We start from the raw sequence: 13,386 nt of genomic DNA on the forward strand, positions 1-13,386 counted from the left end.
CATCCTCATCAGAAAGGCGCACTCATCAGAAAGGCGCAATATTCAGCCAGAGACGCTGGAGCCAACCCATGTGCTGCGCCTCGTTGATGTAGCCATCACCCACGTATTCGATGCGTGCGTCGGCCACTTGCCCCGACGGGACGGTGTTCTGCGTCGTCACCGAGCGTGGATCGACGACCCCCGAGAAGCGGATGTACTCGGTGCCTTGATTGATGGCGATACGCTTTTCCCCACGAATGCTGAGATTGCCGTTGGGAAGAATATCCACCACCGTCGCCGTCAGGGTGCCGGTGAACGTATTGCTGGCGCTCGCGCCACCGCTGCCCTCGAAGTCGTTTTCGCCTGAGACATCCAGGCCGTTGTCCTCGAGGAAGCTCATCAGGTCGGGGATCGTTTCCAGGTCCAGCCCCATGCTGCCTTCGCGGTTGGCATTGGCCGAGGAATCCTTGCTGGCGCTGACATCTTCGTTGATCGTGATCGTGATGATGTCGCCGATCTGACGCGGACGCCGATCCTGAAAGAGCGGCTGATATCCGTAGCGCGCCTGATAGATCGCCCCATTGGGCTGTGACATTGGCGACTCGGGATAGGTCACCGGGCCAGCATCGGGCACCACCGACTCATGCGGCAACTGCGCGCAGCCGCTCATGATCAACAGCACGAGCAGACATAGCACGCGTGCCAAAATGCCAACCCCGTCGCGTCCAGCCATAAGGCCGCTCATCGCCGAGCGCGGCTTGTCGCCATTGGATGCGCTCACGCTCGTCCCTCTTCCCACGTCCATCCCCTTCACGACGCGACTCCTCACAGCTGCGTCAGGCGCGACAGCATCTGATCGGACGTTTCCACCGCCTTGCTATTGATTTCATAGGCACGCTGGGTCTCGATCATGCTGACCATCTCCTCCACCACGTTGACGTTGGAGGTTTCGACGTAGCCCTGATAAAGCCGTCCAGCACCTTCCATGCCCGGGATCAAATCATTGCGCGGACCGGAGGCATCGGTTTCCTGATAGAGGTTCTCACCCATGCTCTGCAAGCCAGCGGGGTTGATGAACTTGGAGATCATGAGCTGACCGACTTCCTGCGACGCGGTGTCGCCGGGTTGCTTCACGGACACCACACCATCCTGGGAGACCGACACCGACAGCGCGTTTTCCGGGATCACGATGGGTGGATCCAGCGGATAGCCCCCCGCGGTGACCATCTGGCCGTTTTCGTCGATCTGGAAGCTGCCATCGCGGGTATACGACGAGGTGCCGTCGGGCATCTGCACCGCAAAGAAGCCATCGCCATTGATGGCCAGATCCTTGGAGTTATCGGTGTTCTGCAAGCCGCCCTGGGTATGCAAACGCTCGGTGGCGACCGGGCGTACCCCGGTGCCCACCTGCAAGCCGGACGGCAGCGTATCTACCGCCGAGGCCTGCGCACCGGGCTGGCGCACGTTCTGGTAGAGCAAGTCCTCGAACACCGGCCGCGAGCGCTTGAAGCCATTGGTCGACACGTTGGAGAGGTTGTTGGAAATGACATCGAGTTTGACCTGTTGGGATTCAAGCCCCGTCTTGGCCGTCCACAGCGATCTAATCATGACTCTTACCTGTTAGAGGGCACCGCGGGGCGATGCCGGAAATTCGTTGGCGCGATTAGGCTTGAATCGACAACAAGCTATTGGCGCGTTGCGCGTTCTGGTCGGCGCTCTCGATCACCTTCATCTGCATGTCGTAGCGACGCGCGCCGTCGATCATGGCCACCATGGCATCCGTAGCGCTGACGTTACTGCCTTCCAGTACGCCGGATTGCAGACGCGCATCCTCGTTCTGGGGTTGCGGTGCTGCTATCTCGGCACCCTCACCCGGCGGCAGGCGAAACCAACCATCGTCTCCGCGCGTCAATGCCTGCTGGTCCGGCGTGACCAGCTTCAAGCGGCCTACCGGGGCCATTTCATCGGGATTGGCGCCGGCCTCGATGACACTGATCGAACCATCCGAGCCAATCGAGAAATCCGCATCCGGCGGCACCACGACCGGGGCATTGTTGTCGCCCATGACGGGCTCGCCCTTGACGGTCAACATGCCATCCGCATTGACCTGCAGATCGCCACGCTTCGTATAGGCCTCGCCGCCTTGCGGATCCTGAATGGCAAGGAAGGCATCGTCCTGCATGGCGACATCCAGGCGCCGCCCCGTCGCGTTCATGTAACCCGGCGAGAAGTCCGTGCCCGGCGTGGTCGCCGCCACCGTGGAACGTGTCGCCAGACGGCCGTCGCCTTCCACCGGCACCGCGCGCATCGCATCGAGCTCAGCGCGAAACCCCGGTGTCGAGACGTTGGAAAGATTGTGACTGACCACCGCCTGCTGATTCATCGATTGGCTGGCGCCGCTACCGGCGGTATAGATAATCCGATCCATGCTGATCGTCCTGCTCGACTCACAACGAATGAAGCCGGCCGAAACGGCCGGCCGGCTTAGGCGTTAACGCAAGTTAGTGACCGTTTCCAGAATATCGGACTGGGTCTGGATGGCGTTGTTGTTGGCCTGGAAGTTGCGCTGGGCGATGATCATATCCACCAGCTCCTGCGTCAGGTCCACGTTGGAGGCTTCCACCGTGCCCGACTCCAGGCTTCCGATCTGGCCGGTACCGGCCTGACCCAGCAATGCCGCGCCGGACTCCTGGGTCGCCGTCCACAGGTTGTCACCCTCCGGCGTCAGTCCTTCGGGATTGCGGAAGTTGGCCATGCCGATAGTGCCGACTTCGCCACTGTTACCATTGGAGTAGTTGGCCATGATTTCACCGTTCTCGGTGATATCCACGCCCACGAAGGTGCCGGAAGCATTACCGTCCTGAGCAAAAGTTCTCAGCTCAAACTCAGCGCCGTACTGGGTAGTACCCGCCAAATCAACCTCGAAATCAAAGGGATTGGCTGATCCATTCCCTAAATCACCAAAGTCGAAGTTGAAAGCTGTCTGGTCACCGTCTGGGATCTGCCCATTGGTATTAAAGCTAATAGTTTCCCCCGTGCCAGCAGCCATCTCGCCATCGAGCGCAGCTCGCACGTTCCATGTATTAGCACCCGTCTTGGAGTAGTAAAGGCTCATGTCGTGCGCGACACCTAATGAGTCGTACACGGTGCCAGCATTGGTAACGTAAGAGTAAGAGTCGCTATCATCTTGAGAAAAGGGGACCGTAGCACGGTCAATTTCATCTGCTTCGGCATTCAAGTTAAATTGCGTGTCGACTCCAACTGTCTCTTGAGCCCCCTGACTAAACTCCGTTACCTGAAGCGGCTCGCCTTGCTGGTTCGTCAGGCGCGCGCCCTGGGCATTCTCGAAGTAGCCGTCGGCGCTCATGGTCAACTGGCCGTTCCGCGAATAAGCCATTTGCTCATTCTGCGAAAACTGGAAGAAACCGTCACCAGCGATGGCTAGGTCGAGGCCACGCCCGGTGGTTTCGAGGCTGCCGGTACCGAAGTTCTGCACCGTGTCCGCGACGCGCGTCCCCAACCCTTGGCTGTTGGCGTAGATATCCGCGAACTGTGTCGAGGAACTCTTGAAGCCGACGGTCTGCGAGTTGGCGATATTATTGCCGATGGTGTCCAACTGCGACGAGGCCGCGTTGACCCCGCTCAATGATTGTGAAAAGCCCATTTTCCCTTCCCCGCGTTAATTTGGATTCAAATCGTGATCAAAGAATCTGACGTATGTCTTCTAAGGCGACACTATCGGAGGTGCCCAAATCGAGGGTCGGACCGTTCTCACCCGAGGTCACGCCTTGTACCAAGGCATAATTGAGCGGTGTGACGGGAACCTCTTCGCCGCCGACCTTGGCCGTCATCTCGACGTTATAGGCGCCCTCGGCCACGGCATTGCCATCCAGGCCCGTGCCCGGCCAATCGAAGGCCTGCACGCCCGCCGGCACGTTTTCCTCGACACTCTTATGAACCACCTGGCCAGAGCCATTGGTGATAGTAATCTCGAGCTCATCGGCGCCCGTGGCCAGCTCGGCCCCCAGCGGGGTGGCCACGACGCTACCATCTTCGCCTTCACCCACGCGCACGGTGCTGCCCGGCACCATCACGCCTTGGCCGATCAGCGACGAAGCCTGCAGCGTTTTGCCGGCATCGATCTGATTGTTGATCTCACCCAGCGAGTCGTTGAGCTCCTGAATGCCGCTGACGGTGTTGATCTGTGCCAACTGCGCCGTCATGTCCGAATTGTCCATCGGCTTCGTCGGATCTTGGTTCTGCAGCTGGGTGATCAACAACGTCATGAAGCGTTCGTTGAGATCTCCCGAAGACTCCGTACCGGTAGTACGCGTTTCATTCGCGGCGTTGGCATTGGGCGTACCGTTGATCGAGGCAAGCGTATTGCTGCCGATAACCGAACTAGCCATTTCTCTCTCCGTTAACCTTGTCCGATGGTAAGCGTCTGACTCATCAGCGACTTACTGGTGTTCATGACCTCGACGTTGGCCTGGTAGGAACGCGACGCCGCGATCATGTCGACCATTTCATCGACCGGATTGACGTTCGGCATGGCCACGTAGCCCTCTTCATTCGCCAAGGGGTGCTCGGGGCGGTACTCCATACGCGGTGGTGAATCGTCTTCGACCACCTCGGTCGCGCGCACGCCACCCAACTCGCTGCCGCCTTGAGACTGCGCCTGAAACATGACGTGCTTGGCGCGATAGGGCTCGCCATCGGGGCCGGCCACACTATCGGCGTTAGCCATGTTGCTGGCGGTGGCATTCATGCGCTGTGACTGCGCACTCATCGCCGAGGAGGAAATATCGAAAATGCTGAACATGGACATAGCGATTATTTACCTTTCAGGCTGCATGGCACCTTTGATGCCCTGGATTTTGCTAGTCAAAATCGTCGTATTGGCCTGATAGCGCAGCGCGTTGTCGGCGAACGCAGCACGCTCGCGATCCATATCAACGGTATTGCCATCTAGGCTCGGCTGCTCGGGAACGCGGTACAGCAGATCCTGGACACCGCCGCCGCCCGGCGCCTGTGCCGGGATATGACGCGCGGAGGTCGTGGTGAGCGACAAACCGCCCTCTTGGCCGCGCCCGCCGGATTGCATGGCGCGATCCAGTTCCGCCGAGAAGTCGAAATCACGCGCCTTGTAGTTCGGCGTATCGGCATTGGCGATATTGTTGGCCAATACCTTCTGGCGCTCGTGGCGAAGGCTAAGCGCCTCCTGGTGGTGATCCAGGTAGCCTGAAAGCTTGTCGATCATGCCCTGTGTCCCTGTCATCGCGTTTGTTCCGCGGTTCGTTCCCCTTCGCTAGACATGGGGAAATTTGCACGATGCAGAATAGCCGCGCCGCCGTCACTGCAAACGACTAAACAAGCCGATATTTGAGCGCCATTTCCACCTTTGCTTGATGTGGCGTCCCACTAGAATCAGGTCATCGGGTTCCGGTCTCGACACTCATTCAGGCTCACTCCAGGGCTCCGGCAATCACCCAAGGGCTCCCGCAATGCAGCGCATCCTCAACGCAATTCAGGTACTTAGCCTCGTGCGCCCAATCGCGCTCGTGCTGGGCCTGCTTGCGATAGCGGCAACGCCCACAGCGCTAGCCACGCCGGACGACGCCATCGCTCAGGCCACCCAGCACTTCCTGATGAGTCAGGCCGCGTCCCTGGGAGACGATGTCGGCGTCGAGCTGACAAGCGACACCGCGCGACTTCCCGAATGTCGCTCGCCGCAGCCGTTCCTGCCGCGCGATGGCGTGCCGCAAGGCCGTGTCATGGTGGGCGTGCACTGCAGCAACGATGAACGGGTGCGCTATGTGCAGGCACGCGTCTCGGCCAGCGTGCGTTTTCTGGTGGCGTCCACGGCCATCAAACGCGGTGAGCGCCTTAGCGCCGATATGCTCGACTGGGAACGCGCCGATGTCTCACGCCGCCCGCGCAATGCCCTTGATGACCCGAACCAGGCCATCGGCAAAGTCGTCACCCAGCGGCTCGTCGAGGGCATGGCATTGCGCGGCGATAGGCTTCGCCAGCCTTATCTCGTCCATCGCGGCGAATCCGTGACGCTCATCGCAGGCGGCGAGGGCTTTTCGGTGACGCGCGAAGGCGAAGCATTGAACAACGGCGGCAAGGGTGACTCGGTCCGGGCCCGCATGCCGGATGGGAAAGTGCTTCGAGGCCAGGTGGATTCACGAGGAAGGCTTGCAGTCAGTTACTGATAGACACGTCAACAGACGCTACAATGCCAGCAGCGTGGCAGTGAATCGCCTCATTCAAAAATGATGCGGTCAATGCCCTACAGTTTTTATCAACGTGGCCGATAAAGGGTACAAGCCCGCGCTGCAAGAGAGCTCAATTGTGAAAATTTCCAATTTACATCCGCCGACTCAGGCCTCACAGAGTGAGAAGAGTGACGCCGCCCAGCGTACACCGCGTGGCGGTGACACCGCACAAACCGATTCGCCGGCAAGTATCACCACGCTGAGTCAGGGCAATGAAACCGACACCAGCCAGGACATCGACACTGCGCGTGTCGACGAGATCCGCCAGGCCATCAGCGACGGCCAACTGGAGCTTGATACCGGCAAGATCGCCGATGGCTTGATCGACAGCGTCCGCGACCTGCTCGGCGACGCCTCGGCACGCTAAACTCGGCACCAATATGCCACCGCCGGCCTGTTACCCGGCCTATCAACAAAGGATGGATGGAACGCCATTATGTCGCTCGCCGAAACCTTGGATCGCCAACTCGACGCCATGCAGCGCTTCGTCACCTTGCTGCGCGAGGAGCGGCAATCCTTGTCCCAGGGCGAGGTCGATGGCCCCGAGCTGGAACGCCTCGCCGAGGCGAAGTCCCAGGTCGCCACCGAACTGGAAACGCTCGACACCGAACGCCGCCGCCTTCTGCATGAACAAGGCCACGGCGAAAGCCGCCAAAGTGCCGAGCGCGCCGCTACCGAGGCAGAGCGACAAGATAGTTGGCAACAGCTGCGCAGTTCCGGTGAAGAGGCGCGTCAGCTCAACCGCATCAACGGTCTGCTGGCCATGAACCGTATGGAACAGAACCAGCGCATGCTCAACTTCCTGAAGGAAGCCGCCGGCAGCACGATGTACGAAGCCGACGGACGCTCACGGCACAAAGGGCTCAATCGCATCAGCTCGCGAGTATAGTAAGCGCACCGACTTAGCCCCTTGCAGGCTCTGCTTTTGCCAAGCACCGTTTTCACCAAGCACTATTACACCTTCTCCCCTTACAGCCTCTCCCCTCGCCTTGCGTACAGGCATGAGAAACCTACCGAAATGAACCATACTGATGGCATGCTCGACGCCCTAGGGGAATTCATGCCATGGACCTTATCGCCGTTGCTCTCAGCCTGCTATTGATCCGCCTTGCTCTGCATGACGACGCACCGCCACAGACCCAAGCGCGCAGACCCCGGCATTATCATTACGGCCCCGAGCGCCTCGTTCATTGCCAACGACGCCCGCCCAAGCCGCCGACGCGCTGTCTGCATCGGTACAGCCTGCACAAGCACAAAGATTAACGTAGGTTAATGGCACCAATTCATCGCTAAGGCCACCGGGCCAGCAGGATAGAATACGCCTCGAGACTACGCTGCATCCCCAGTTGAGTCTCTGCGTACAAAGCTTCGCCCCATCCGTCTGGATGGGGCTTTTTTCATTAAAAGCGCTTGTCATTAGAAATTAAATGCAACGTTTATGTTGCTTTTTGGCTTGCATAGCAACAAATATGTTTCTATATTGCCTTTAAAGAAACTCATGAGTTGCCAAGCGATCATGTCATTACACGACCAAATCAAGCATCGGCGCCAAGCGCTAGGACTCACGCAGGCCGACATGCGGTCACGCATCGGTATGCCTCGCCAGCAATATCAACGGCTAGAAGCCGGCGGCAATCCACGCTTGGATTCCCTCAGCCTCGTCGCCGCCGGCCTCAATGCCGAGCTGATGCTCATTCCTCAGGATAAACTCTACGCCGTCAAAGCCGTGCTTGAAGGCCAGCGCGGTGTTGCCGAGCCCCCTCTCGATGCCGACCCCTGGCAAGGCCTGCTTGACGATCACGACACCTCGTCACACGGGCACGACTCATGAAGACCGAATCTGTCTCAGTGCTTGAAATCAGCTTGCATGGTACGCGCGTCGGCCACCTAGTCGGCTATCAAGGGGGGCGTAACGTCATGATCTTCGATACAGCATTTCGCGAGGATCCCCAGCGCCCCACCCTGACACTGACAACGCATCCCGACTTCCCCCATGCCGACCGTCTCATGATATCCCCATGGATACGGCGCCAACGGTTGCATCCCTTCTTTTCCAACATGCTGCCCGAAGGGACGTTACGCGACTGGCTTGCACGTTCCTTGAAGATTCATACCGACAACGAGTTTCCCCTTATCGCCCAGCTCGGCCATGACTTGCCGGGGGCCATCATAGCCACACCTCTGCCCGCCAACGAAGTCCCCGCCCACGTGCTCGAATATCGCACCAGCGTCACCCCTATCCCTCGTTCAGTTCCCCACGGGCAAGGGTTTTCGCTGGCAGGCGTGCAGATGAAGTTTTCGATGTACGAACGCGAGGGAGCATTTCAACTCGGCCGACACGACACGCTAGGCGACTGGATTATCAAGACACCCTCCACGCGCCATCGCAGCGTCCCCGCCAATGAATATACCGCGATGCGCCTGGCCGAAGCCGCAGGCGTCGAAGTACCCGAAATACGGCTGGTGCCCCTCTCGGCCCTCAAGGCGCTGCCCGACCTGCCTCTTCCCAATGAACAGTGGGCCTACGCGATTCGACGTTACGACCGGCAGTCGGCACATCGGATACATGCTGAGGACATGGCCCAGGTGCTGGCGCAATATCCGCACGAAAAATACACCGGCGCGAATTACGAAACACTTGGCAAGCTATTCACGCGCTTCACTCAGGATGGTTTGCGCAGCGCCCAGGAACTCGCCCGCCGCCTGCTCATCAACCTGCTGCTTGCCAACGGCGATGCGCATCTCAAGAACTGGAGCTTTCTATACCCGGATGACGACTTGCCGGTGCTAGCGCCTGCCTACGATATCGTTTTCACACAGGCGTATATCGACAACGAGCAAGAAATCGCGCTCAACCTCAATGGCCAGAAAAACTGGTACCGCCTCGACTGGGATGATTTCCGCGCCTGGAGCCAACATATCGGCGTTCCCTGGCACGGCATCCGCATCGCGCTCGACGACACGCTACAACGTGTTCGGGAAACATGGCCCGAGCTTCTTCAAGACGCACCGATGCACCCCGGACACAAGCGCAAGTTGATCGTTCATTGGCGCCGGCTGCCCCATAGCTGGGGGCTTGAGGCACTTCGGGAGTGCCCTCTACCTTAACTACCTTAAGCGCATCCCTGCCGCTACATCTTTTGCAACATTGCCAGCAGTGCCTCGCGCCTTTCTTCAGCCATGAAAGCAGCTTGCAAAGCGTTGCGCGTCATATCGATGAAGTCGTCTCGCGTCCAGTCAAAGGCCTCGTGACAGGCGACGTAATTATCCAGCATGCCGCCGCCGAAATAGGCAGGGTCGTCCGAGTTGAGGGTCACGTTGAGCCCCGCCTCGCGCAGAGCGGGCAGCGGATGTTCGGCTAGCGTGTCGGTTACCTTGAGCTTGACGTTGGACAGCGGGCACACCGTCAGCGGTATGCGGGCCTCGCACAACCGCGCGACCAGTTCGGGATCTTCCAAGCAACGCACGCCGTGATCGATCCGGCATACCTCGAGCGCTTCCCAGGCTTCGCGGATATAAGCGGCAGGCCCTTCTTCTCCGGCATGCGCTACGCCGGGAATGCCGGTCGCACGCGCTCGTGCGAACACTTCAGCGAAACGCCCCGGCGGATGATCACGCTCGGCACTATCCAGGCCCACCGCGTCGATCATCGCGTGCCAAGGGGTCGCCTGCTCGAACACCTCCAGCGCTTCGGCGGGGTCACGATCTCGCAGAAAGCTCATGATCAGCGCCGAGGAAATATCGTAGCGCGAACGCGCCTCACGACATGCGGCCAGCAGCCCCTCGAACGGCGCCTCGAGCGGCACGCCACGCACCAAATGCGCCTGCGGATCGAACGACAGCTCGACATGCACCACGCCATCTTCCCGGGCACGGGCGAAATACGCCATCGCCAGATCATAGAAATCGTCCTGCGTATGCAACACGCCCATGCCCTGGTAATACAAACCGAGGAACGACGGCAGGTCCTCGAAATCGTACGCCGCGCGCACCGCCTCCACCGAGTCGTACGGCAGCGTCACACCATTACGCGCCGCCAGGGCGAACATCAGCTCCGGCTCCAGCGTCCCCTCGATATGCAGATGCAGTTCCGCCTTGGGAAGCGCTCGTAGCCACGTCGTCATCGCCGTCTCGCTCGTCGTCATCGCGTCTCTCACCTTATGCTGTCCGTTCGGTCAAGGATGCATCAAGGGCTAGTCGGATGCCAATGACACCATTCATGGCTAACGGCACCTCATCATCTGGAAACGACGCTCTGCTAAAAGCCGACAGACGACACTCGCCTAGGCGTTGGCAAGACCGCTTAAATGTCTAGCTTCACGCCTATCCCGCGACTTACGCGGTCTGAGCGAATCTTTCTATGTGGTTTTTTTCTTTCGCTTTCGCCTCGGCAAGATCGTGAGCAGCCTGCATCCGCAGCCAATGCGCCGCCTCACCGATCCCGCCAGACTCAAGGCGAACGGCGAAATCTGGAGAAATGGCAGCGTGCTCGTTCAATACTCGAGACACCGAGTTGCGAGACATGCCTAACTTTTCCGCTAACTCGGTCACACTCATATTCAGGGCCGGAACGATACGACGCCGCAGCATCCTACCCGGATGCGGAGGGTTCTTCATCGACATGGCATAAACCTCATGTTCAGTTACAGCCGTTAGTATCAGGCATCATCGCCTTTTTTCCGGGGCTGCGCATCACGACGCACACCGAAGACACAAGGCGTTCTACCGCTTAACCCGAATCCCTCAGCATCCGAGAGACCTGTGCCCCATAGACGTTGTGTCATGACAGAACTAGAATAGCGACTCGGTGTCAGAATGAATGGCACCACATAGAATGAGGCTTCCTCCCGGAGGATCCACACATGATGATGGATTTTCAGCAACACACACCGCCCAAGCAGCCCGATTTCGAGGTGATGGCATCGGCTTACGCCACAGCGATGGGGTTGGGCAACGCTCTGCGTGCAACCGATGCGCTTTCTCACCAACCGGCGACTGCCGATACTCAATCGGCAGTCGCCAAGTTACGCGCTGTATGCGAGGAAACACGCAAAGACTCTCTCGAGCTGGCTGAATTGCTGTGGGCCACCTACCGGATTCTAGAAACCGAGGTCTCCGGTATCCCCCCAAGTTCAGCGCCCTTTCAAAGAATGCTCGACGAAATGCGCGAAAGCGAGGCCGAGATGGACAGGGGCATGGCTGAGCACCAAATTATTCGCGACATTATGATGCCATTGCGCCGCGCGACAGCAAAAGCTCGCTCCAATGCCAGCCTCGTAGTAAACCTGATTCGGCAAAAGACGCCAGGGGCACAGTCCAGCGTGCCTTCCACGACAGATCCGGAAGGGCTGCGAGAGCTTGCACGCGTCAACACCCGGCTTCTCCGAGAAAAGTGCGGATAGAATCCGGCATGCACAAGTCCGCTCAGATCGACACGCACCCCCTCTTTGATCGGGCATTGAGTGACTTGTCGGAAAGGTATCCTTCCCTTCAGCAGGATATTCTGAATAGCTTCTACACTTACGTTTCGTCTGAAACCGCCTACTTGCCAGAAACGTTCGGTCGTGACTCGATCTTCAACGAACCATACCTGGCACAACGGGCAAAACTGAGGCATCTGCACATCTGCCTGCCGCCGAGCACGTTCGATGTCAACCGGTGCCAACAAGACCGAAAAAACCCACTAGGCGACCCTGAGAACGACGTGTTTTTGGTGTATGTTCGCCACGAGTTTTACGAGCACCGATTTTTGATCGTGGCGCTACTCCAACCCGATGCTCATGCGCTGGCGCGCGACACCGAGGTAATGAAGCAACTCGGCTACATCGCCCAGGAATTTTAAGATAGTTAGCTGGGCGAAGGTGGCCGGCTCTACCTGTCGCCGTGCCGACTCGCGCGTCCAGTATCGCTGATCTGCCAGCCACTCGCCCTTCAGTAAGCCGAAGAAGCGCTCCATGACGGCGTTGACGCTCCTATGTCAAGGCGCAACATCGGTAGCCTGTAAATCCTTGATGATCAGTGGGTAGAGTTCGCGCACGATGTAGAGCTTGAGACAGCGATGGCCCAGCCCACGAGTTGGCGGTCGTGGATATCCAGAACCGCTGCCCGATAGAGTCAGCCTTACAACGTCCAGATCGCGGTATTATCCACCAACCAGACTTGGTTCGGTGAGGTTGCCATGAATTGGCAGTTCAGCAGGCCAGGCGATCCATCGCCGTCACTTGCCTTGGAGCTATGCAATGTTGACGGAAAACGCGATCCATGAGCATCAACCCCCACCCATCAGGCAGGGAATCCGCGAAAAGACCGTGAATGCCATGATGGGGAGACGCTGGCGCCGGATGCAGCTGCGTATCGAAAGGCAATTGAAAAGGCGACAGACTGTGGTAGTGCTCGATGTACGCAGCATCGTACTGAAAGAACACGCCCTTGCTGTTCTGGGCCAGCATGCCGACTCGACATTCACCGCCCCGTTGCAAGCGGCGAACGACCTCCAGTTGCCGTACGGGCTGAAGCTCACTCATCGGAAAGCACCTCTTCGATGCTGCGAGGCGTTTGTGACGGCGCCTCAGCTAGTGTAGAGACACGCTCCAAGCGATCCACACACTGCCAAAGCAACAAGAATTGACGCAGTGAAATCTGCCCGGTGGTTTCGAATTTCTTGATCGTGGGGGCCGGCACGCCGCTTTTTTCCGCCAGACGCTGGCGAGACCATTTAAGTGCCCGGCGGCGGGCGCGCACAGCCTGTGCCAGCTCTTCTTGCACGTCCGCCGCCGTGCTCAGCGACAATCGCATAAGCTACCCCATAAAAGACCCAATAGTATCCATAGTGGCACAAATAGCGCCTTTATGGATACTATCATATCCATAATTTTGCTTATGTATCACTCGCCTCCCAACGTCTTACCGCCACCATCGACATGAACTTGCCCTCCTCACTGAACGTCAACCTAAACACGCCGTGTGCGCCATCCGGCGTAACGATGCGGCACAGTGCCGTGGCGGGAAAGCTCACCCGGCGCCCATCCACGCTGGTAGCGATCACGGTTTGCATGGCGCCTTCGTAATGGTAGCGACACGTCTCAAGGGAAAGGTCGAGCATGATATCCAGCGACGGCATGGCGAG

The 13,386-nt window shown here is 58.8% G+C and carries 19 protein-coding genes; 7 read left to right on the forward strand and 12 right to left on the reverse strand.

Features of this window, described 5'->3' with window-relative positions:
- Positions 1–25 precede the first annotated feature (25 nt).
- From OP494_RS03445 to flgB, 7 genes are all read right to left on the reverse strand, one after another.
- The gene (locus tag OP494_RS03445) at positions 26–712 is read right to left on the reverse strand and encodes a flagellar basal body L-ring protein FlgH (RefSeq protein WP_280539607.1); all 687 of its coding nucleotides are present in this window, start codon (positions 710–712) and stop codon (positions 26–28) included.
- Positions 713–804: 92 nt separating this feature from the next.
- Complete coding sequence (gene flgG, locus OP494_RS03450) at positions 805–1,587, reverse strand: flagellar basal-body rod protein FlgG (RefSeq protein WP_280539324.1); 783 nt, start codon at positions 1,585–1,587, stop codon at positions 805–807.
- A gap of 55 nt (positions 1,588–1,642) precedes the next feature.
- Entirely contained in the window at positions 1,643–2,407 is a 765-nt protein-coding gene (locus OP494_RS03455) for a flagellar basal body rod protein FlgF (protein ID WP_280539326.1), read from the reverse strand.
- Positions 2,408–2,470: 63 nt separating this feature from the next.
- A complete protein-coding gene (locus tag OP494_RS03460; protein WP_280539328.1) occupies positions 2,471–3,643 on the reverse strand; it encodes a flagellar hook protein FlgE in 1,173 nt (390 codons plus the stop codon).
- Between the two features lie 37 nt (positions 3,644–3,680).
- Positions 3,681–4,388: a flagellar hook assembly protein FlgD gene (locus OP494_RS03465; RefSeq protein WP_246895667.1), complete on the reverse strand. Its 708-nt coding sequence runs from the start codon at positions 4,386–4,388 to the stop codon at positions 3,681–3,683.
- A gap of 11 nt (positions 4,389–4,399) precedes the next feature.
- Positions 4,400–4,807, reverse strand: coding sequence for a flagellar basal body rod protein FlgC (flgC, locus tag OP494_RS03470; RefSeq protein WP_280539329.1), 408 nt, complete (start codon positions 4,805–4,807; stop codon positions 4,400–4,402).
- Between the two features lie 9 nt (positions 4,808–4,816).
- On the reverse strand, positions 4,817–5,239 hold the full coding sequence (flgB, locus tag OP494_RS03475; protein WP_280539608.1) for a flagellar basal body rod protein FlgB: 423 nt from the start codon (positions 5,237–5,239) through the stop codon (positions 4,817–4,819).
- 244 nt (positions 5,240–5,483) lie between these two features.
- On the opposite strand from flgB, the gene flgA reads away from it, so the two are divergent.
- The 5 genes from flgA to OP494_RS03500 all read left to right on the forward strand — a co-directional run bounded on the left by flgA (position 5,484) and on the right by OP494_RS03500 (position 9,368).
- Positions 5,484–6,197 (forward strand): flagellar basal body P-ring formation chaperone FlgA, encoded by a 714-nt coding sequence (gene flgA, locus OP494_RS03480; protein ID WP_280539330.1) that lies wholly within the window; start codon positions 5,484–5,486, stop codon positions 6,195–6,197.
- Positions 6,198–6,336: 139 nt separating this feature from the next.
- Positions 6,337–6,627: a flagellar biosynthesis anti-sigma factor FlgM gene (gene flgM, locus OP494_RS03485; protein WP_280539331.1), complete on the forward strand. Its 291-nt coding sequence runs from the start codon at positions 6,337–6,339 to the stop codon at positions 6,625–6,627.
- 69 nt (positions 6,628–6,696) lie between these two features.
- Positions 6,697–7,149: a flagellar export chaperone FlgN gene (flgN, locus tag OP494_RS03490; RefSeq protein ID WP_280539332.1), complete on the forward strand. Its 453-nt coding sequence runs from the start codon at positions 6,697–6,699 to the stop codon at positions 7,147–7,149.
- Positions 7,150–7,776: 627 nt separating this feature from the next.
- Entirely contained in the window at positions 7,777–8,091 is a 315-nt protein-coding gene (locus tag OP494_RS03495; protein ID WP_280539334.1) for a helix-turn-helix transcriptional regulator, read from the forward strand.
- The gene (locus OP494_RS03500) at positions 8,088–9,368 is read left to right on the forward strand and encodes a type II toxin-antitoxin system HipA family toxin (protein ID WP_280539335.1); all 1,281 of its coding nucleotides are present in this window, start codon (positions 8,088–8,090) and stop codon (positions 9,366–9,368) included. Before OP494_RS03495 ends, OP494_RS03500 begins: the two co-directional genes overlap by 4 nt.
- A 23-nt stretch (positions 9,369–9,391) precedes the next feature.
- Here the strand turns inward: OP494_RS03500 and OP494_RS03505 are convergent, their stop codons facing one another.
- Positions 9,392–10,384 carry an adenosine deaminase gene (locus tag OP494_RS03505; RefSeq protein ID WP_280539609.1) on the reverse strand — a complete coding sequence of 331 codons (993 nt, stop codon included), beginning with the start codon at positions 10,382–10,384 and terminating at the stop codon, positions 9,392–9,394.
- A 211-nt stretch (positions 10,385–10,595) separates the two neighbouring features.
- The gene (locus OP494_RS03510; RefSeq protein ID WP_217693993.1) at positions 10,596–10,883 is read right to left on the reverse strand and encodes a HigA family addiction module antitoxin; all 288 of its coding nucleotides are present in this window, start codon (positions 10,881–10,883) and stop codon (positions 10,596–10,598) included.
- Between the two features lie 239 nt (positions 10,884–11,122).
- On the opposite strand from OP494_RS03510, the gene OP494_RS03515 reads away from it, so the two are divergent.
- Together OP494_RS03515 and OP494_RS03520 are read left to right on the forward strand one after the other, a co-directional pair.
- Positions 11,123–11,662, forward strand: coding sequence for a hypothetical protein (locus OP494_RS03515; protein WP_280539336.1), 540 nt, complete (start codon positions 11,123–11,125; stop codon positions 11,660–11,662).
- Positions 11,663–11,670: 8 nt separating this feature from the next.
- On the forward strand, positions 11,671–12,102 hold the full coding sequence (locus OP494_RS03520) for a type II toxin-antitoxin system YafO family toxin (RefSeq protein WP_280539337.1): 432 nt from the start codon (positions 11,671–11,673) through the stop codon (positions 12,100–12,102).
- Between the two features lie 349 nt (positions 12,103–12,451).
- On the opposite strand, the gene OP494_RS03525 is transcribed toward OP494_RS03520, so the two are convergent.
- From OP494_RS03525 to OP494_RS03535, 3 genes are all read right to left on the reverse strand, one after another.
- Positions 12,452–12,784 (reverse strand): HipA N-terminal domain-containing protein, encoded by a 333-nt coding sequence (locus OP494_RS03525; protein ID WP_280539338.1) that lies wholly within the window; start codon positions 12,782–12,784, stop codon positions 12,452–12,454.
- On the reverse strand, positions 12,777–13,055 hold the full coding sequence (locus OP494_RS03530) for a helix-turn-helix domain-containing protein (protein WP_280539339.1): 279 nt from the start codon (positions 13,053–13,055) through the stop codon (positions 12,777–12,779). Before OP494_RS03530 ends, OP494_RS03525 begins: the two co-directional genes overlap by 8 nt.
- A gap of 82 nt (positions 13,056–13,137) precedes the next feature.
- Positions 13,138–13,380 (reverse strand): DUF2835 family protein, encoded by a 243-nt coding sequence (locus tag OP494_RS03535; RefSeq protein ID WP_280539340.1) that lies wholly within the window; start codon positions 13,378–13,380, stop codon positions 13,138–13,140.
- Between the last annotated feature and the right edge of the window lie 6 nt (positions 13,381–13,386).

It is taken from the genome of Chromohalobacter sp. 11-W (genome assembly GCF_029889905.1).
Taxonomy (GTDB): domain Bacteria; phylum Pseudomonadota; class Gammaproteobacteria; order Pseudomonadales; family Halomonadaceae; genus Chromohalobacter.